The organism is Prevotella sp., assembly GCF_051059605.1.
In the GTDB taxonomy this organism is placed as follows: domain Bacteria; phylum Bacteroidota; class Bacteroidia; order Bacteroidales; family Bacteroidaceae; genus Prevotella.
The window spans coordinates 1,287,746-1,308,700 of record NZ_CP050883.1 but is presented as its reverse complement, the minus strand read 5'-3'; the positions used below and the strand labels follow the sequence as shown (position 1 = coordinate 1,308,700).

At 36.6% G+C, this 20,955-nt stretch carries 16 protein-coding genes; 8 read left to right on the top strand and 8 right to left on the bottom strand.

Translation table 11 applies throughout. The annotated features are described in order from the left end of the window. Positions 1 to 5: 5 nt before the first annotated feature. Together folD and HEQ28_RS05360 are read left to right on the top strand one after the other, a co-directional pair. On the top strand, positions 6 to 884 hold the full coding sequence (folD, locus tag HEQ28_RS05365) for a bifunctional methylenetetrahydrofolate dehydrogenase/methenyltetrahydrofolate cyclohydrolase FolD (RefSeq protein WP_434504135.1): 879 nt from the start codon (positions 6 to 8) through the stop codon (positions 882 to 884). A 103-nt stretch (positions 885 to 987) separates the two neighbouring features. Next, complete coding sequence (locus tag HEQ28_RS05360) at positions 988 to 3,561, top strand: alpha-L-arabinofuranosidase C-terminal domain-containing protein (protein WP_434504134.1); 2,574 nt, start codon at positions 988 to 990, stop codon at positions 3,559 to 3,561. 6 nt (positions 3,562 to 3,567) lie between these two features. On the opposite strand, the gene cobC is transcribed toward HEQ28_RS05360, so the two are convergent. The 4 genes from cobC to HEQ28_RS05340 are packed head-to-tail and all read right to left on the bottom strand — an operon-like array spanning position 3,568 to position 6,484. Continuing rightward, positions 3,568 to 4,104 carry an alpha-ribazole phosphatase gene (gene cobC, locus HEQ28_RS05355; RefSeq protein ID WP_434504133.1) on the bottom strand — a complete coding sequence of 179 codons (537 nt, stop codon included), beginning with the start codon at positions 4,102 to 4,104 and terminating at the stop codon, positions 3,568 to 3,570. Between the two features lie 4 nt (positions 4,105 to 4,108). Further along, the gene (locus HEQ28_RS05350; protein ID WP_434504132.1) at positions 4,109 to 4,909 is read right to left on the bottom strand and encodes an adenosylcobinamide-GDP ribazoletransferase; all 801 of its coding nucleotides are present in this window, start codon (positions 4,907 to 4,909) and stop codon (positions 4,109 to 4,111) included. A gap of 2 nt (positions 4,910 to 4,911) precedes the next feature. Then, positions 4,912 to 5,955: a nicotinate-nucleotide--dimethylbenzimidazole phosphoribosyltransferase gene (gene cobT, locus HEQ28_RS05345; RefSeq protein ID WP_434504131.1), complete on the bottom strand. Its 1,044-nt coding sequence runs from the start codon at positions 5,953 to 5,955 to the stop codon at positions 4,912 to 4,914. A 1-nt stretch (position 5,956) separates the two neighbouring features. Further along, a complete protein-coding gene (locus tag HEQ28_RS05340; RefSeq protein WP_434504130.1) occupies positions 5,957 to 6,484 on the bottom strand; it encodes a bifunctional adenosylcobinamide kinase/adenosylcobinamide-phosphate guanylyltransferase in 528 nt (175 codons plus the stop codon). Between the two features lie 224 nt (positions 6,485 to 6,708). Between HEQ28_RS05340 and HEQ28_RS05335 the strand changes: the two genes are divergently transcribed. The 6 genes from HEQ28_RS05335 (at position 6,709) to ilvC (ending at position 14,152) form a co-directional block, all read left to right on the top strand. Next, a complete protein-coding gene (locus HEQ28_RS05335) occupies positions 6,709 to 7,776 on the top strand; it encodes an OmpA family protein (RefSeq protein WP_434504129.1) in 1,068 nt (355 codons plus the stop codon). Between the two features lie 256 nt (positions 7,777 to 8,032). Then, on the top strand, positions 8,033 to 9,835 hold the full coding sequence (gene ilvD / locus HEQ28_RS05330) for a dihydroxy-acid dehydratase (RefSeq protein ID WP_434504128.1): 1,803 nt from the start codon (positions 8,033 to 8,035) through the stop codon (positions 9,833 to 9,835). A gap of 35 nt (positions 9,836 to 9,870) precedes the next feature. Next, positions 9,871 to 11,586 carry a biosynthetic-type acetolactate synthase large subunit gene (gene ilvB, locus HEQ28_RS05325; RefSeq protein ID WP_434504127.1) on the top strand — a complete coding sequence of 572 codons (1,716 nt, stop codon included), beginning with the start codon at positions 9,871 to 9,873 and terminating at the stop codon, positions 11,584 to 11,586. Positions 11,587 to 11,605: 19 nt separating this feature from the next. Further along, the gene (gene ilvN, locus HEQ28_RS05320; protein ID WP_301411806.1) at positions 11,606 to 12,148 is read left to right on the top strand and encodes an acetolactate synthase small subunit; all 543 of its coding nucleotides are present in this window, start codon (positions 11,606 to 11,608) and stop codon (positions 12,146 to 12,148) included. Next, on the top strand, positions 12,141 to 12,917 hold the full coding sequence (locus tag HEQ28_RS05315) for an acyl-[acyl-carrier-protein] thioesterase (RefSeq protein WP_434504126.1): 777 nt from the start codon (positions 12,141 to 12,143) through the stop codon (positions 12,915 to 12,917). The genes ilvN and HEQ28_RS05315 overlap by 8 nt, the downstream gene beginning before the upstream one ends. 191 nt (positions 12,918 to 13,108) lie before the next feature. Then, complete coding sequence (gene ilvC / locus HEQ28_RS05310; RefSeq protein ID WP_434504125.1) at positions 13,109 to 14,152, top strand: ketol-acid reductoisomerase; 1,044 nt, start codon at positions 13,109 to 13,111, stop codon at positions 14,150 to 14,152. Between the two features lie 300 nt (positions 14,153 to 14,452). Here ilvC and HEQ28_RS05305 read toward each other — a convergent pair whose 3' ends face one another. The 4 genes from HEQ28_RS05305 to HEQ28_RS05290 form a co-directional block, all read right to left on the bottom strand. Beyond that, positions 14,453 to 16,354, bottom strand: coding sequence for a RecQ family ATP-dependent DNA helicase (locus HEQ28_RS05305; protein WP_434504124.1), 1,902 nt, complete (start codon positions 16,352 to 16,354; stop codon positions 14,453 to 14,455). Beyond that, entirely contained in the window at positions 16,354 to 18,099 is a 1,746-nt protein-coding gene (gene recJ / locus HEQ28_RS05300; protein ID WP_434504123.1) for a single-stranded-DNA-specific exonuclease RecJ, read from the bottom strand. The genes HEQ28_RS05305 and recJ overlap by 1 nt, the downstream gene beginning before the upstream one ends. A gap of 177 nt (positions 18,100 to 18,276) precedes the next feature. Continuing rightward, the gene (locus HEQ28_RS05295; protein WP_434504122.1) at positions 18,277 to 19,479 is read right to left on the bottom strand and encodes an aminopeptidase C; all 1,203 of its coding nucleotides are present in this window, start codon (positions 19,477 to 19,479) and stop codon (positions 18,277 to 18,279) included. 16 nt (positions 19,480 to 19,495) lie between these two features. Next, complete coding sequence (locus HEQ28_RS05290; protein WP_434504121.1) at positions 19,496 to 20,896, bottom strand: aminopeptidase P family protein; 1,401 nt, start codon at positions 20,894 to 20,896, stop codon at positions 19,496 to 19,498. Between the last annotated feature and the right edge of the window lie 59 nt (positions 20,897 to 20,955).

The following is a 20,955-nucleotide window of genomic DNA, read 5'->3' as shown; positions in this document are numbered from 1 at the left end:
CTATAATGCAATTAATCGATGGAAAGGCTACAGCGGCAGCTATCAAGGCTGAAATAGCTGAAGAGGTAAAAGAAATTGTTGGGGCAGGCGGTAAGCAACCACATTTAGCTGCTGTTTTGGTAGGCCATGATGGTGGTTCTGAAACTTATGTCAAGAATAAAGTCATAGCATGTGAACAATGTGGATTTAAGTCAACTCTAATTCGTTACGAGGATGATGTCACAGAAGAAGAACTACTATTATGCGTTGATCGATTGAACAAAGATTCTGATGTTGACGGTTTTATAGTTCAGTTGCCTTTGCCAAAGCATATTGATGAACAAAAAATTATAATGGCAATCGACTATCGTAAAGATGTAGATGGCTTTCATCCTATTAACGTTGGAAGAATGGCAATTGGTCTACCTTGTTTTATCTCTGCAACTCCGTTGGGTATAATAACATTGCTAAAACATTATGGTATAGAAACAAGTGGAAAAAAATGTGTGGTGTTAGGAAGGAGTAATATTGTTGGTAAGCCAATGGCTCAATTAATGATGCAGAAAAATTTTGGTGATGCTACGGTTACAGTTTGCCATAGTCATTCAAAAGATTTAAAGAAGGAATGCTTTGAGGCAGACATTATAATAGCAGCAATTGGTAGACCTGATTTTGTTACGACTGATATGGTAAAAGATGGTGCTGTAATAGTAGATGTCGGTACAACACGCGTCCCTGATGCAACACGCAAGAGTGGATTCAGACTTAATGGTGACGTGAAGTTTGATGAAGTTGCTCAGAAATGTTCTTTTATAACTCCTGTCCCTGGAGGCGTTGGTCCTATGACCATTTGTTCTCTGATGAAGAATACATTGGCAGCAGGTAAAAAAGAATATTATAAATGAAAAAGAAATATAACTTGATTTTTTTTATAACTCTCTAATTTTTATGGGACTGATACGCAGTGATGCGAATCAGTCCCCTTTTAATGAGACAAAATGTATTATCATGAAGAAGTTAAATGTACTTTTAATCTCGCTAGTACTTCAATTAAGTGCTATGGCGCAGAATGTTGAACCAGAATATACGATATCTGGTAAAGATTCAACATGTCAGATATTTATTTATTCTCCAGGAGAAAAAGATGGATTACATCTGGCTTATCTCGGAGAAAATGAAAAGTGGAATGATGTAGGACAGTTGTGCTTTTCTGACTATGGGCAATGGGGTGCAGAGAAAAAGATGCATAATCCTTTTGTCATTAAGGCAAAAGATGGAACTTGGCGTGCTGTTTGGGGAGTTAATAATACAGCACCTACTTTTGCTGCTGCGTTTTCTGAGGATTTGATAACATGGCGCCCGCAAGACTATCCTGTTGTTGCTGAATGTGGAGTTAATAATCCTATTGTTTATCAAATGGATGATGGTGGTTTTGATATCTATCTTAAAACAGCAAAAGGTAAGAGATATGTTCATGTTTCTGAAGATTTCCGACATTTTGAGGAAGATTCTGTTGAATCGGAGGCTGATGATGTCTTATGGCAAATGGACATTGATTCTGTTAATGGCAAATTGTATTTGGGGAATGAATTTGAAATACCTGCATTTCATCTTAATTATATCAGAAATTGGTTTAATACATTGGATAAGGATAACCTAAGGTATAGTGAGAAAATGGCTGATGATGGAAAGTGTTTTCCAAATATAGGTGATTGTGTAAATGCAACTATTGATATTGATTTTACAAAAACTAAGAAAATAAGCAATAAGTTGATTGGAGTGTTCTTTGAAGACATTAATTATGCTGCCGACGGAGGGTTGTACGCTGAACTTTTAAGAAATAAAGATTTTGAATATACTGACAAAGATCATGTTGGATGGAATGCTTCGACAGGTTGGAAATCAGATCAGCCAATAGTTATATCTACGGATAAACCTTTAAGTAAAAATAATCTGCATTATGCAATAATAAACAAGAGTTCACTTATTAATTCAGGGTGGGATAACATAATCTCGTCTAAAGGAAATAATTTTGATTTCTCTATGTTTGCACGTTGTATTGATGATAGAAAAAATCAATTAATCATTTCACTTGTTGATTCTTTGGGAAATTCTATTGCCGAAGGAAAAATAAAAATAGAAGGTAATGAATGGATTAAGTATAACTTGAATTTAATACTAGATACAAAAAAGCATAAAGAATACGTAGATAAGCTTCATAATCTTACTTTGATTATAACAGGTAAGAACCAAGGACAGATAGCTGTAGATATGATTTCTTTATTTCCTCATCAAACTTTCAAAGGTCATGGAATGAGGATTGACTTAGCTCAGACAATAGCAAATCTTAAACCAAAGTTTGTTCGTTTCCCTGGAGGATGTATGTTGCATGGTGATGGACTGGACAATATCTATAATTGGAAAGAGACGATTGGGCCTTTACAAGATAGAAAGCCTGAAAGAAATATTTGGAATTATCATCAGTCTAGAGGATTGGGATACTATGAATATTTTCAGTTCTGTGAAGATATAGGAGCAGAACCATTACCTGTTATGGCAGCGGGAGTTCCTTGTCAGAATTCTTCTGCTAATACAAAGGGTATAGGAGGTCAACAATGTGGTATTCCTGTAGATAGAATGCCTGAATATATACAGGATGTACTAGATATGATAGAATGGGCTAATGGCGATCCTGCTACTTCAAAATGGGCAAAGATGCGCCAAGAAGCTGGTCATCCGGCCCCATTCAATCTGAAAATGATTGGTATTGGCAATGAAGATTTAATATCAACAGTTTTCGAGGAAAGATATTTGATGATATGTAAAGCTGTAAAAGTTAAATATCCAAATATGGAGGTCGTTGGTACTGTTGGTCCTTTTCACAATCCCTCTTCAGATTATATTGAGGGATGGAAATTTGCCAATCAAAATAAAAAATATATTGATGCTGTTGATGAACATTATTATGAATCTACAGGCTGGTTTTTGCATAATACTGATTATTATGACAGTTATGATAGAAATGCTCCGAAGGTATATCTCGGCGAATATGCATCACATACAAGAACTATGGAATCTGCATTGGCTGAAGCAATATATCTTTGCAATGTAGAGCGCAATGCTGATGTTGTTGAAATGGCGAGTTATGCTCCGTTGCTATGTAATGATAAGCATAAGAATTGGAATCCTGATCTTATTTATTTTGATGAAACAAATATTGTTACTACTCCGAGCTATGAGACCCAGGTTTTATTTTCAAATTACTCTGGTGATAAGTACATTAGCTCTAAGATAAATATTGATGAAAAGTATGCTTATCGTGTGGCTTCAAGTGTAGTGAGAGACGAAACTAAAGGTAAGACATATCTTAAGCTTGTTAATGCATTACCTACAAAGGTCTGTCTTAAAGTTAATGGCATAAATCTTTCTTCAAATACAAAATATATGATGTTTGGAGGAAGACCAGAAAGTAAGACAACAGAGCGAATCTTAAATGATACTAATAATACAAGTTCTGCATTAATAATAGGTAATAATATAATCCAACTCCCAGCTTATTCTGTTGTTGGAATAGAACTATAGAGATTCTTAAATCTCTATAGTTTCAATGCCTCCGTAATCTATAAGATTTTCGAAGGCATTTTCTTTTTCGAATAATTTCCCATATATTCCTGCACATATCAAAACACCTCCATGGGCAAATATCGCAACATTCTCATATGGCTTGTTCTTTAATTCGTCAAGAAAATCAGCAACACGCTGATATAATATAGGAAAACTCTCACCTCCTGTTGCTTTCAAGTGCATGTAGTCATTATACCAATCAAGTATATGTGGATCCTCTTTCGCTATATCATCATATAAGCGCATTTCCCAATCACCCATATTCATTTCTTTAAGTCTATTTTCGAGTATTGGATTTGAATAGCCACATGCTGCAGCTAACTTGCGTGCTCTCGTGAGCGGGGAAGAATAAACGATATCAAAAGGTTTTAAATGCTCTAATTTTTCTTTTGTTATAGCTGCTTCTTCCATGAAAGTATCTGCCACGGGAATATCACTCCAACCATAACATGTTCCCTTTGGTACTCCAACTTTTGTGTGTCTGATAAGTGTAACTTTCATTATCTTAATTTGTGAAATAATTATAGTGGGTAATTATAAAAGTTATGTAGAAACTTAATTCAGTCATTAGAAATATTGCTCCACAACAGTCTCCTGTGTAACCATGTATGCGCTTCCATACAAATAGATATAGAAAATACAATACAATTCCTGGGACAGTAATACATATATAAGATAAACCAAAAAAGTACCAGATAATCAAGATCGGGATTCCTCCCTGTAACATTAAGAATATACCTCCTCGTATATTGAATTTATTATATACGACACCATTTTTTGCTGTTTCTGCAGTCCTAGCGTATGGCATCATTTGGATGATTTGGGATGTTAGCATTTTACAGAAAGGGTCAGCAGCAATTACCATTATTGCAGCATTCATAGGAGAACATAGAGATAGACATTTATAAAATGTAAAGAGATAAATTGTTATTCCAAGCACACCGTATGTCCCAATTTTACTGTCTTTCATAATGTCGAGAATCCTATTTCTGTCATTACCTCCACCACCAAAACCATCAATAAAGTCGGTTAGCCCATCTTCATGTAAAGCTCCTGTTATAGCTATTCGTGATAGCATTGCTACTATTATAGCTAGGTCGTATGGCATAAATCTAGGTCCGAAAAATAATATTACAGCCATTATTGGTGCTGTAATCCATCCAACAAGAGGCCAAAATTCAACAACGGTTTCATAAGCTTCTTTGGGTGGTTGATGTATTCTCCAGAATGGTAATCTTGTAAAGAATATCAGTGCGGCCCAAATACGATCGTATAATTTTATGTCTTTTTCTATTGAAACAAGCATTTTTAAAAATATTTGGTTATATGTGCATTATTAAAACTATTCATCTCGTTCGTCATATTTACAGCAGATTCGATTATAGGGTAGGCACAAAGTGCTCCTGTACCTTCTCCGAGTCTCAATCCCAATGATAATAGTGGCTTGGCATTAAGCATGTTTAGCATTTTTCGATGCCCTAATTCATCTCCGCAGTGCCCAAAAATAGCATATTTTAATATTGCAGGATATAATTTGCTTGCTGCTAGTATGCATGCTGACATAATGAAACCGTCTACAAGTATTATCATGTGCTTCTCGGCTGCTCTTAGCATACTTCCTACAGCACCAACCATTTCGAAACCGCCGAAATATCTAATTGTATCAATTATATCGTGATTATTACTGTCGAATTTTTCTATAGCAGTTCTTAAAGTCTCATATTTATGCTTTATACCTTCATCGGATAAACCTGCTCCAGCACCTATACATTCTATAAGGGGGATATCTCCGAAAATACTCATCCAAATACTTGATGGACTGGTATTTGCAATACCCATTTCTCCAATGCTAATAATATTACATCCTTCAGAGATACATTGATCCGTCATTTCTGCACCAATGTCAATAGCATTCCAGAATTGTTCTTCTGTCATAGCGGCCTCATATAGAAAATTTTTAGTGCCATTTGCAATTTTGCGATTGATTATTTTAGGATAGTCAGATAAGTTATAATCAACTCCAATATCAATAATTTTTAATTCAAATCCGTGTTGGTTGCAAAACATATTAACACCCCCTCCGCCTCTTGTGAAGTTTATCATTTGTTGCCAAGTCACACTGCGTGGAGAAACAGAAACGCCCTCTCTTTCAATTCCATGGTCACCACCGAAAAGAATGTGGCATGGATGTGATAATTTTGGCGATAGCGTTTGCTGAATCAGACAAATTTGCAATGCTAAATCTTCAAGCATTCCTAAAGACCCTTTTGGCTTGTTTAAATTGTCGATCTTATCTTGAATGTTTTGTTTTATATCCAAGCAAGGAGATTGTATATTAAAAATTCTTTTCATATTATTTTATTTTGACAGGAATACCTGAAACCATAAGTATAACTTCATCTGCTTTACTTGCAACATATTGGTTCATCCAACCTTCTAAATCTGTGAATCGTCTTTGTATAGCATTGTCGCTAACGCCTCCACTACCAATTTCGTTAGTTATGAAGATAAAAGTACCATCTTGATTTGTGAATTTATCAAATTCATCTTTGATTGCTTTTAAAGATTCATCAACACTGGGTTGATCGTTATCTTCACGACTTTTGTCATAAAAAAAATTAGTACACCATAATGTTATACAATCAATTACACACACATTATTATATATATAATGTTTTGAAAGAAATTTCTCTTCTTCGATGTTTGTCCAGTTAGAACCTCGTCGTTCTTGATGATTCTTAACTCTTATCATGAATTCTTCATCCCAAATATGTGCTGTAGCAAGATATATGGGGCTTGTACTAAGACGAAGGGCCAATTTTTCTGCATAGACACTTTTGCCGGAACGTTGGCCACCTGTTATTAAGATAATTTTTTTCATATTGCGAAGATAGCAAAAAGTTATTCAATTTACCAAACAAAATCCAAAAAACAAGTAGCTAAAGTCATTAATAGACAATATTTGAATTGATTTTGCTCATTTTTAATGTTATATGTCATAAATTTATTAATAATAATTTGGATGTTTCGATAATTTTTACGTACTTTGCATGCAGAAATAGAAAATAGAAAAAATCAATAATTATTAATTAATTTTAGAGAGACATGAAAAAGTTCGTTTTATTGTTCGCTGCTGCTGTTTTAGCAGTTTCTGCTTCTGCACAAACTGTAGAAGAGAGTAAAACATTTGACAACATTTATGTAGGTATCAATGGTGGTCTTGCAACAAAGGCTACAGGTCATGCTTGGATGAAGGGTCTTGACTCTAATTTCGGTGTGCGCATTGGTCGTAACTTCACTCCAGTTTTGGGTGCCGCAATTGAAAGCAATGCTTATTTCTCAAATAAACCTTGGGCTTCTACTGGTACCGTTGTTCGTTACCTTAACACAAGTTTTCTTGGTACTGTTAACTTGAGCAACTTGTTTGGTGGCTATCTTGGTCAACCACGTCCATTTGAGGTTAGTGTTGTTGCTGGTTTAGGTTGGGGACATCTTTTTGGAAACTCTAAGGAGTACGATAAAGCTGGATGTGTTAACAACCTTACTTCTAAGGTAGCTCTTGACTTTGCTTACAACCTTGGTGCTGATAAGGCATGGCAGATTTACATTGAACCAGCTGTTATGTTTGGTCTTAATGACAAGTCTAACACTCCTTTCAATCTTGGAAACGATGGTATTAAGTTTGATGTAAATCATAGCTTCGTTCAGTTGAATGCTGGTGTTGTTTACAAGTTTAAGAATTCTAATGGTACACACAACTTCAAGATTGCTCAACTTCGTGATCAGAGTGAAATCGATGGTCTGAATTCTCAGATTAGTGATCTTCGCAACGAGCTTGCAAAGAAGCCTAAGGAAGTTATCAAGGAAGTTATCAAGGAAGTTCCTGCTGAGGCAACTACATGTCCTTTGTTCGTAACATTCGCTCAGGGTAAGGCTGATCTTACTAAGGATGCTAAGAAGGTTCTTGACAATGTAACTAATGGTGCTACTGTTGAAATCATCGGTACAGCTTCTCCAGAGGGTTCTGTAAAGGTTAACAAGCAGGTTTCTCAGATTCGTGCTAATAATGTTGCAAAGTACTTGAAGTCTAAAGGCGTTATCGTAAAGGATGCAACTGGTAAGGGTGTACAGGGTGTTACATCTAACCGTCTTGCTGTAGTTTACGTTAAGTAATAAGTATTTAACAGAATTATATATTTAAAAGAATCCCTAGTGGCTTAATGGCTACTAGGGATTTTTTTATCCTTATATTTATGTAATATTTATAATTCGAAACTTTTTTATTGCTTTTTCTTACATAATTCGTATATTGGTAAATAATATGCGTTAATTTATTGGCTGTTTCGTATTTTCTAGTTATCTTTGCAAATTAAATAAGGAGAAGATTGTTCTCGTTTACAATATTTGTATACAAAATACATTAAGAGATATGAAACATCAATTAAGGAGTGCTGTCTGTACTGAGGGCAGAAGAATGGCTGGAGCCAGAGCTTTATGGGTCGCTGCTGGTATGAAGCATGAACAATTTGGTAAACCAATTATAGCGATAGTCAATAGTTTTACTCAATTTGTTCCTGGACATACACATCTTCACGAAATAGGTCAGATAGTCAAAAAAGAGATAGAAAGCATGGGCTGTTATGCTGCAGAGTTTAATACTATCGCCATTGATGATGGTATTGCTATGGGACATGACGGAATGCTTTATTCATTGCCTTCACGAGATATAATTGCAGACTCTGTTGAGTATATGGTTAATGCTCATAAGGCTGATGCTATGATATGCATATCAAACTGTGATAAAGTTACTCCAGGTATGCTTATGGCTTCTATGAGGCTTAATATTCCGACCATTTTTTGTTCTGGTGGTCCAATGGAAGCTGGTCGTTGGAAAAACGAGAATGCCGACCTTATTACAGCTATGGTTAAGGGAGCAGACCCATCCGTCAGTGATGAGGAAATGAAGCAAATTGAGAGTTGTGCATGTCCTGGTTGTGGCAGTTGTTCAGGCATGTTTACAGCTAATTCAATGAATTCACTTACAGAAGCTATTGGTTTAGCTCTTCCTGGAAATGGAACTATTTTAGCAACACATAAGAATAGAATTCAATTATTTAAAGATGCAGCTCGCCAGATTGTAAAGAATGCCTTTGCGTATTATGAAAATGGAGATGATCGTGTTTTGCCGCGCAATATAGCTATACGCAATGCTTTTCTTAATGCAATGGCACTTGATATAGCAATGGGCGGAAGCACAAATACAGTTCTTCATCTTCTTGCTGTTGCACAGGAAGCTGAAGCAGATTTTAAAATAAAGGATATCGATGAGTTAAGTCGTAAGGTGCCTTGTTTGTGCATGCTGGCTCCGAATACCCAGAAATATAGCGTTCAAGAGTGCAATAGAGCAGGTGGAATACTTGGTATAATGAATGAACTCAATAAGGCTGGATTGTTGCATGCTGACACAAATAGAGTAGATGGTATGACCCTTAATTCCGCTCTTATAAAGTATGCTATCACTGGTGCAACTGTCAATCCTGATGCTGATAGAATTTATCATAGTGCCCCAGGAAATAAATTTTCTACTCAAATGGGTAGTCAGGATGAGAAATGGGATAGTCTTGATACAGATCGTTCAAATGGATGTATAAGGGATCTAGAACATGCTTATACTAAAGATGGTGGTCTTGGCGTGCTTTTTGGTAATATAGCCCAAGATGGCTGCGTTGTTAAAACAGCCGGAGTTGATAAATCTCTTTGGAAATTCTCAGGACCAGCTGTTGTCTTTGATAGTCAAGATGATGCTTGTGAAGGAATCCTTGCAGGTAAAGTTAAGAAAGGTGATTGCGTTGTTATCACTCATGAAGGACCAAAGGGAGGACCTGGTATGCAAGAAATGCTTTATCCAACTTCGTATATTAAGAGTATGCATATGGGTAAGGAATGTGCATTGATTACGGATGGGCGTTTTTCTGGTGGAACTTCTGGATTAAGTATAGGACATATTTCTCCAGAGGCTGCTGCTGGCGGTAATATCGGTAAGATAAAAGATGGTGATATTATTGAAATAGATATTCCAAACCGTAGTATAAACGTAAAATTAAGTGATGAGGAATTGTCTGCACGTAAACAACAACCTTTAAAGCGTAACAGAGTTGTTAGTAAAGCTTTAAGAGCTTATGCACAAAGTGTGAGTTCTGCAGATAAAGGTGGCGTAAGGATGATTGATTGATGTAGAATATGTTTTAGTAGTTTAAGTTATATATAATGAGTAAAGAAGTAATTACAGGTTCTGAAGCATTGATGCGTTCTTTGCATAATGAAGGTGTTAAGACTATATTCGGTTATCCGGGTGGTGCGATAATGCCTGTATTCGATGCTTTGTATGGTTACACCAGAGGTGAAAAGAAGATGTTTGATCACATCTTAGTACGTCACGAGCAGGCTGCTGCTCATGCTGCCGAAGGGTATGCACGAGTCAGTGGTGATGTTGGTGTGTGCCTTGTGACCAGTGGCCCAGGAGCTACTAATACATTGACGGGTGTTGCAGATGCAATGATGGATTCTACCCCAATAGTTGTAATTGCAGGACAGGTTGGCGTTGGAGCTTTGGGTACTGATGCCTTTCAGGAAGTTGATTTAGTAGGAGTTGCACAACCGATAACGAAATGGGCTTACCAAATACGTCGTCCCGAAGATGTAGCATGGGCTGTAAGTCGTGCTTTCTATATTGCGCGTTCTGGACGTCCAGGACCAGTTGTTCTTGACTTTCCCAAAAATGCGCAAAATCATACGTGTGAATGGAATCCAATAAAGGTTGATAATGTAAGGTCATATAATCCTTATCCTAAAATAGACAGTTGTGCTATTGAAGAAGCAGCAAAACTAATCAATGGTGCTAAAAAACCGTTTGCACTTGTAGGGCAGGGTGTTGAATTAGGAAATGCACAGAGTGAACTTGTTGAATTCCTTGAAAAAGCTGACATTCCTGCTGGTCGCACATTACTAGGATTATCAGCATTACCATCTGATCATCCTTTAGATATTGGTATGTTGGGAATGCATGGTAGTTATGCTGCCAATATGAAAACTCAGGAGTGCGACGTACTTATAGCAATAGGTATGCGATTCAGTGATAGAGTTACTGGATTGCCTTCTACTTATGGACAGCAGGCAAAGATAATCCATCTTGATATTGATGCATCCGAGATAAATAAGAACATTAAAGCCGATGTTGCGGTATTGGGAAATTGTAAGCAAACCATTCCTGCAATAACGAGTTTACTGAATGAAAATAATCATCGTGAATGGCGTGATTCGTTTAAGAAATACGATGATATGGAAATTGAGAAGGTTATAGAGCCAGATATTCATCCAACTGAAGGTCCTTTGTTGATGGGCGAAGTTACAAATGTTGTAGCCGAAGTTACTAATGGAGAGGCCGTATTGGTAAATGATGTAGGTCAAAATCAGATGATATCTAGTCGCTATTTTAAGTTTAAGAATAAGCGTTCTATTGTTACTAGTGGAGGCTTTGGTACAATGGGATTTGGGCTTCCTGCGGCTATCGGTGCAAGTTTTGGTGCTCCCGAAAGAACAATATGTTGTTTTTGTGGAGATGGAGGCTTACAGATGAGTATACAAGAGTTTGGCACTATAATGGAGCAACAGGCACCTATAAAGATAATCCTTCTTAATAATAATTTTCTTGGGAATGTACGTCAGTGGCAAGATTTAATGTTTAATGGTCGTTATTCATTTACTCATATGATGAATCCACATTATCAGGAAATCTCTAAGGCATATAACATTCCTTATGATCTTGTTGTTGACCGTAAAGATTTACGTTCTAAAGTAGAAAAGATGATTTCAACAAAGGGACCTTATTTCTTGGAATGCGCTATTAAGGAAAATGAAGATATAGTTCCTATGACATTACCAGGAAAGAGTGTTGATGGAATGTTGCTTGAACTTGATTATTAGTATTTCAAATTTTAAGTAAATGGAAAAGAAATTATATACATTATTAGTCTATTCTGAGAATATCGCCGGTATATTAAATCAAATAACGGCGGTATTTACTCGTAGACAAGTAAATATTGAGAGTTTAAATGTTTCAGCTAGCAGTATATTAAATGTACACAAGTATACGATTACTGCCTGGAGTGATGAAGAGCAGATAAATAAAATAACAAAAGCCATTGAGAAGAAAATTGATGTTGTGAAAGCTGATTATTATACTGATGAACAGCTCTTTATTCACGAAGTGGCTCTTTTTAAAATTTCAACGCCTGTATTGTTGGATAATCCAGAAGTATCTCGAACTATTCGTAGGCATGATGCGCGTATGATGGAAGTAAACCATACTTACAGCACTGTATTATTAGCTGGTTTAACAGAGGATATTGCTGATTTATTTAATAAATTAAACAATTTTAAATGCATACTGCAATACACAAGATGTGGTCGCATTGCTGTGACAAGAAGTTTCGATGAACCTATATCTGATTTCTTGCACGAACAGGAGAGTAAAGATAATGACTGATATTTTGGATAAAGTTGGTTGCTACAAATTTTTAGCAGAGCCTTTTCATTGCGACTTTTCGAAACATTTGTTTATGGGACATCTAGGAAATCATATGTTGAATGCAGCTGATTTCCATTCGAATGAGCGTGGATACGGGATGAGTTATTTAAATCCAATTCACAAGACTTGGGTTCTGTCAAGACTAGCAATAGAAATGACAGAGATGCCTATATCATACGATAAGTTTAATGTTGAGACATGGGTTGACGGTGTTATGAAATTTTTCACAAGTCGAAATTTTACTGTTGTTAATCCTGACTCGAATAAAATTTATGGATATGGTAAGAGCACTTGGGCTATGATAGATACTGATACGCGCCAGCCTGTTGATATACTAGCTGTTCATGATGGTCTTATTCTTGACTATGTTGATAAAGAAAAACAATGTCCTATCGCTAAAAGTTCACGAGTTAAGATGTCTGCAGATGCAAAACTAGTAAGGACTATAGACACTAACTATAGTGATGTTGATGTAAATGGTCATATCAATAGTGTAAAATATATTGAACACATTCTTGATTTGTGGAATTTAGATTGGTATGTTCATTATACTATTAAACGCTTTGAAATTGCATATGTTGCAGAATGTCATTGTGGAGATAAATTGAATTTTTACAGTGAGCATACTTCTGAAGACGAATATTGCATAAGAATTACAAAAAGTTCTAAAACAAATGCTGATGAAGTTGAAGTTGTTAGAAGTAAGGTTAATTTTGTAAAAGATTGAAAGAATGTTTGGTAGTTTCGTTTTAAAGTGTTACCTTTGCGTACGAAAAATATTTGAAATCCCTAGCTGAAACCTTGGATAGGTAATGGAATGGATCTATTAAACGACTGTCTTTGGAAAAGACAGGCATGATTCAAAGGGATAATAATAACCCGCGATCCCTTAAATGAGGGCGCACATTTTTTTAAAATATGGCAGAAATGAATTTTGGTGGAGTCGTAGAAACTGTTGTCACCAGTAAGGAATTTTCTTTGGAGAAGGCGCGTGAAGTACTAAAAAATGAAACGATTGCTGTAATTGGTTATGGTATTCAGGGACCAGGTCAGGCTTGTAACTTGCGTGATAACGGATTTAATGTTATCGTAGGTCAGCGTGAAGGTAAGACTTATGAAAAATGTCTTGCTGACGGTTGGGTTCCAGGAAAGACTCTTTTCTCGATTGAGGAAGCTGTACAAAAAGGTACTATTATTTGTATGTTGCTTTCTGATGCTGGTCAGATTGCAGTTTGGCCAACAATTAAGCAGTATCTAACTGCTGGCAAAACTTTGTATTATTCTCATGGATTTGCTATCAATTGGCAAGATCGTACAGGTGTTGTCCCACCAAAGGATATTGATGTCATTATGGTTGCACCTAAGGGGTCTGGTACTTCTCTTCGTACCATGTTCTGTGAAGGTCGTGGATTAAACTGTTCTTATGCTGTTTATCAGGATGCGTCTGGTCATGCTGAAGACAAGACTATCGCATTTGGTATTGGTATCGGTGCTGGATATTTATTTAAGACTACATTCCAGCGTGAGGCTACATCTGATTTGACTGGTGAAAGAGGTTCTTTGATGGGTGCCATTGAGGGATTGCTTGAAGCACAGTATGATGTTTTGCGTGAGAATGGACATACTCCATCTGAGGCTTTCAATGAGACTGTTGAGGAGTTAACTCAGAGTTTGATGCCATTATTTGGTGCAAAGGGTATGGATTGGATGTATGCAAACTGTTCTACAACAGCACAGCGTGGTGCTTTAGATTGGGCACCTCGTTTCCGTGAAGCTATTAAGCCAGTTATGCAATGGTTGTATCTTAGTGTTAAGACTGGTAATGAGGCTCAGATTTCTATTGATAAGAATTCAAGGTCTGATTATCGTGAGAAGTTAAATGCAGAACTAGAAGCTATGCGCAATAAAGAAATGTGGCAGGCTGGAAATACAGTTCGTAAACTTCGTCCAGAAAATAGTTAATTTTTTTCTCGTACATAATGTTGTAAGGGGGAGTTTCCTGTGAGGGAGATTTCCCTTTTTCCATTTTGTTTATACAAGCTTCAGGTAATCATACATATACTAACATACGGAAAGGTAAATCCTACATATAGGATATCCTCCATAAATTGAAGAAGAATAAAGAAACTGATAATACAATTTATACAGTAGGAGGGTTTTAATTGACCAGAATATTTTTCTAGATCAAGAAATATAAGTTAAGTAAGCATTAAACAGCAGCACCGATAAGAGATATCGTAATGCCGTTAGTCAAAATTGAACCTATTTGTTGTTGAGGCTGATATATCCACAATCATTAATAATGTATTCCTCGTTAATTAAGAATTCTAATGCTTCATCCAGCTGTCTGTCTGGGATGTTCATTTCATTTAGTTCTGTAATATGATGTTTTTTTTCGTCTTTCAACATTTCAAGTATTCTTTTCTTCGGTAAAGAAATTCTATCTTCTGAAGCTTGGTTTGTATTGTGCTCAAGACAAACATCACATAACCCACAGTCTCTACTATCTGTTTCACCGAAATATCTTAATAACTGTCTACTTCTGCATACATTATCATTTTTGGCATATTCAATTATTGCGTCAATTCTCTTTGCAAATTCAATTTTTCTATCTTCATATACATTTTTGGAAATGATAATTCTTTCACCATCATCTCTACTCTTTGTATATGTGATATAAGGCATTTTTCGTTGTGGAATGAAATGCAATATTCTTTTCATACTCAGATTTTTTAATATAAGATATACCTGTTGTTGTGTGAGTCCTGATTTCTGAGCTATCAATCCTTCATCAATATATGTGTAATCATTGAAAAGTCCACCGTATAGACGGAGTAGGGTTGTAATTATTTTATCTTCATTATTCGTAAGGTTCTCAAGTATATAAAGCTGATTCCTACTAAGCAAAAATATAAGTCTTGCACTACTTTTTGGATCGTTTTCATATAATATATAGCCTGCTCTTTCCAAAATTCTTAATGAAGAGTCAACAAGAATCATAGAAAGTCCAAAGTTGTGGCAGAATTTGCCAATATCAAAAGTGAATGTATGACCAATACCGCTCCCAACACCTATCTGGTAGAAATAAGCCAAGCTGTCATATACCTTCTTAACATATTCTTTTTCAGGAAAGTTATCAGTAACACGTTTATATAACTTTCTACAGTCTCCATCATTGTACAATAATACAGCATAAGCCTTTTTCCCATCTCGTCCTGCGCGCCCTGCTTCCTGAAAATATGCCTCGATAGAATCTGGACAGTCAATATGTACGACAGTTCTTACATTAGGCTTGTCAATTCCCATTCCGAAGGCATTTGTAGCCACCATTACGCGTGTTTCGTCATTTTGCCATTCTTTTTGTCGCAAGTCCTTTGTGTAATGTTCCAGTCCTGCATGATAATAAGTTGCCTCAATATCATTATCTTTAAGCATTTGGGCAATTTCCTTAGTGCGTTTTCTGCTTCTAACATAAACGATAGCACTTCCTTTTATAGAATTGAGTATATGAATAAGTTGTTGGTCTTTGTCTGATGTAAGTCTTACTACATAAGTTAGATTTTTTCTCTCAAAGCTCATGCGGAAGACATTTTTCTCCTTAAATCCCAATCTTTCTTGTATGTCATCAATGACTTCAGTTGTGGCTGTAGCCGTTAGTGCCAATATAGAAACCTCTGGTTTTAGTTTGCGTATATCAGAAATGTGAAGATATGAAGGACGAAAGTCATATCCCCATTGACTTATACAGTGAGCTTCATCTACAGTGATGAAACTCACCTTCATGTGTTTTAATTTAGCTTGGAAAAGCTCTGATGAAAGTCTTTCTGGTGATACATATAAAATCTTCACTCCTCCAAATACGGCATTTTCAAGAATCTTTATTATTTCAGGTCTTGTCATACCAGAATATATAGAAGCAGCTTTGATACCAAGTTTCTGTAGGTGGTCAACTTGGTCTTTCATCAAGGCTATAAGTGGTGTAATAACAATACACACTCCACCCATTGCTAATGCCGGAACTTGGAAAGTTATAGATTTTCCTCCACCTGTAGGCATTAGCCCAAGAGTATCATGTCCAGCACAAATACTTTCAATAATATCTTTTTGTATTCCCCGGAAATCAGGATACCCCCAATATTGTCGTAGAATCTGCCGGCATTCCATTATATTTCAGACTTATATTCTTCTTTTATTTCTTCAGGACGGATATCTTCTATCTGTAGTTGAATTTGGTTTCGCTTAAAGACATTTTCTTCAATCGTATATACTATATCAAACGATCTTTTACTTTTAATGTATCGTGCGGATGCACTTTGACCGAATGCTATTCCATTTACAACATCGCTTGAATTCGAATCGACCAGTTCCAGTTTTATGTGCTCCTGCTCTCTTCCCACAACTTTACTAGTACCATAATCATATACACCGAGAGTGCAAAATAATGGTTTTGTGCATTCTGGACCAAAAGGGGAGAAACGTTTTAAGTCGTTATGGAGTTTCTTTGTTATGTCCTTGAAATCTATATAACTATCAATATTGATGTTAGCTTCAGTTAGTTCTGGCTCAATATGCTCTTCAACATATTTTTGAAACCTTTGTCTGAATTTAGGTATGTCATTCCATTTTAGAGTTAAGCCCGCTGCATATGTGTGACCGCCGAAGTTAAGAAGTAAATCACGGCAACTCTTAATTGCTGCATAAACGTCAAACCCCGTTACACTACGAGCTGACCCAGTTGCAAAATCTCCGTCTTTAGTTAGAACCACAGTCGGACGGAAGTACATCTCTGTAAGGCGAGAGGCAACAATGCCGATAACACCTTTCTTCCAGTTTTCGTCATAAAGAACTATGCTTGAATGATGCTTTTGATTCTCTAGTTTAGAGACAATCGTATTAGCGTCTTCAGTCATTTGCTTGTCGATATCCTTACGTTGCTCGTTATATTCATCAATATGCTTTGCCTTTTGAATGGCTACTACGTAGTCTTTTTCAATAAGCAAGTCAACGCTTTCCTTTCCGCTTTCCATTCTTCCAGAAGCGTTAATTCTTGGTCCAATTTTGAATACAATATCGCTCATTGATATTTCACGCCCGTTTAGACCACAAATATCAATAATAGCTTTTAGACCGATACTTGGATTTTGATTTAATTGTTTCAGTCCGTGAAATGCAATGATTCTGTTTTCATCTGTTACTGGAACAATATCAGCAGCTATTGATACAGCACATAAGTCAAGTAAAGGAATAAGATTTGAAAAAGGAATATTGTTATTTTTAGCCCAACCCTGCATAAATTTGAATCCTACGCCACATCCGCATAGGTTTTTATACGGAAAAGTGTCATCATGTCTTTTGGGATTCAGTATGGCTACAGCTTGTGGCATCGTCTCGTCTGGGACATGATGGTCACAAATAATAAAATCTATACCAAGGCTTTTGGCATAGTCTATTTCCTTGATAGCTTTAATACCGCAGTCAAGTATTATGATAAGTTTTACACCTGTTTCTTTCGCATAGTCTATGCCTTTTTTACTTACTCCATATCCTTCATCATATCTGTCAGGTATGTAGTAGTCTATATTGGAATAGAACTGCTGAATAAACTTGTACACCAGTGCTACAGCTGTGCATCCGTCAACATCGTAATCTCCATAAACAAGAATACGTTCTTTTCTACCCATTGCATCATTCAGACGATCTACAGCTATGTCCATATCTTTCATCAGAAATGGATTTATGAGATCGGCTAATTGTGGTCGGAAGAATCTCTTGGCAGCAGATTCGGTATTAATGCCGCGCTTGATAAGAAGTTGCGCTAAAATTGGACTGATGCTCAACTTGTCTCCAAGTTCTTCAGCTGCTTGTTTCTCTTCTGGTGTAGGTGGTTTGTAATTCCATTTGAAATGCATTTATATCGTTTTTATTTTCTTCTTGGTTGCAATGTATGTAAACATATGCCTTTTACTAATTTTTATTGCTTGTGAAATAAAAATCTGTGCTCAAAGTTACAAAATAAAAACAAAAAAAAGGCACAATCTGAAATGTTTTTTCAGATTGTGCCTTCTATTTATTTGGGGCATCAAATATTAGATGCCAAGTTTCTTGCGGATATCATTTGGTATTGCATTCTTATTAACCATGAAATCCATAGTGTTTGCAGCGATAAAGTTCTTTGTCATATACCAAATTCCCTTATATTCACCTGCTTCTCCCCATGAGTTTTTAACCATGTAATATTCTTTGCCATTCTGGTCCTTGGCGATACCGTATATAAGCATACCGTGATCATCTGTAAGTTCCCAGTTGTCATATCTTTCCTGACGCATTTTCTGTGTAGGTATTATTTCTGGAACTTTGCAGCCCAAAGAGTCTATCATATTATTCTTCTGAGTCTTTGTAAGTTTCAGCCAACGAGCCATGTCGCTACCTGTAAGACTTTGTACTTTCTTTGTGTCTGTATTGTAAGCAAGTCCATCACGTGTGAAACCGTCTTCAGACACGTCACCGCCCCAAGCTACAGTATATCCATTCATTACTGCATTATCAATGATACGCATCATGTCTTCCATAGGAAGATTCCATGAAAGAGGATTGCGCCAGTTGTCCTGAACTTCAACAGCGAAGCCCTTCCAGAATGGATGGTGGGTATAACTTGTTATGCTTGTATAGTCGTTAGCGTCAATGCCAAGGCTTGCAGCGAAAGACTTAGGAGTATAGCTCTTTCCTTCGTAAGTGAACTTTTCAGGGCATTTGCCCAGATAAGCGTCAAGTATACCTTGGAGTCCAGCTTTCCATTGTGAAGATAATTTTTTAGAATCACTTTTAGCAACTGCCGTTACATAAGGAGTCATTAAACTAAAAAACTCGTTGTAATTATTCAGTGAATCACCGTAAAGACTACCTACAAATGGCATAGCATTTTCAGGGCAGATGCCATAATTCTCTAGGCAATACAATGGATCAAAAGAACTGCCTCCTTCTGAAAATTGGCAATCACCGTGTAGACGTACTACCTGAATGGCACGGTCCATATAAGTTTTGTTCGCAACAAATGACTCGCAAAGGTCATAAGTTTTGCCTGTCTTTTTCAAAATCTCAGCCTCAAAGAAACTTAGTGTAGAATAGTCCCAACATGTGCCACTACGACTTTGATTTTTAATACTTGTAATTTTGTTCTCTCTTACTACAGTAAATACCGGCTTGTTTACATTTTTCTCAGCCTTCTTTTCCTGTGCTGTTGCACCAATTGCCGTTAAGGCAAGGAGTGTCATTACTAATAATTTTCTCATTTAAACCAATATAATGTTATTTATTATCCATAAAATTCTCTACGTCTTTTGGATGATAAGGTATACGATCCTTACCGATAAATCTACATCCGTCTTTTGTTATTAAAACGTCATCCTCTATTCTTATTCCTCCAAAGTCCTTATAAGTCTCTAATTTATCGAAATTTAGGAAATCTTTACAGTGTCCGTTTGCTTTCCAGTTATCAATAAGTGCCGGAATGAAATATATACCAGGTTCGTCTGTAACAACGAATCCTTCTTCAAGTCTGCGACCCATTCTTAGGCAGTTTGTTCCAAATTGCTCTAGGTTAGGGCGAGTTTCTTCGTCAAATCCTACATTTATCTGGTCTAGGCTTTCCATATCATGTACATCCATTCCCATCATGTGTCCTAATCCGTGTGGAAGGAACATAGCATGCGCTCCAGCTTTAACAGCTTCGTCTGTATCTCCTTTGGTAAGACCAAGTTCTTTTAATCTGTCAAACATCAGTCTGCAAACAGCAAAGTGTACATCTGCATATTTTGTTCCAGGTTTTGCTACGTCCAAAGTGTAGTCGTGACATGCTTCAACAATAGAATATATTTCCAGTTGCTTTTGTGTAAACTTTCCACTTACCGGCATTGTTCGTGTGTTGTCGCTGCAGTAGTTGTTTATTGTTTCTGCACCAGCATCACAAAGTACAAGTCTGCCTTCTTCAAGCACATTCATTGACGGTGCACCATGCATGATTTCACCATGCTGAGTGTATATGGTCGGGAAACTTACCATAGAACCATAAGAATTTGCAATGCCATCAACCTGTCCCCCTATAAATTTCTCTGTGACACCTGGTTGAGTGAGTCTCATCGCCGTAGTATGCATCTTGTATCCAATTACGGCAGCACGCTCAAGTTCCTCTATTTCTTGTGGCTCCTTGGTAGAGCGCATCTTTACAATAGCATTGATCAGTGATATGCTTGCAGATTCTTTCTGTTGGCAAGGATGTATTCCTAGCAGGTCAAATATCTGAATCTTAATGTCGTGTCTATATGGTGGCAGAATATGTATCTTGCGGTGTTTACTCATGGCATCATTGCAAACCAACTTTAGGCTTTTCATCTGAGCTGAATTTGTTGCGCCTGCTTTTTGTGCCATGTCGTGAATACTGTCAACTGAACCAAACCAAACAATATCCTCAATATCAATATCATCACCAATAAGTGTATCAGTGTCATTGTCAATATCGATTACTCCAACGAGACCATCTCTTTGAAGTCCGAAATAATATAAAAACGATGAGTCCTGCCGAAAAGGATGATACCCATTGTTGGGGAAGTTCGCCGGAGATTCATTGTTTCCGAAAAGAATGATAACGCCACTCTTTACGAGCTTTTTAAGTTCGTTACGGCGTCTCACATAAGTAGCTGTATCAAACATGTAATGCTGTTTTTTTGTTGTTTTGCCTACAAAGTTACACTTTTTTAATTAAAAAACAC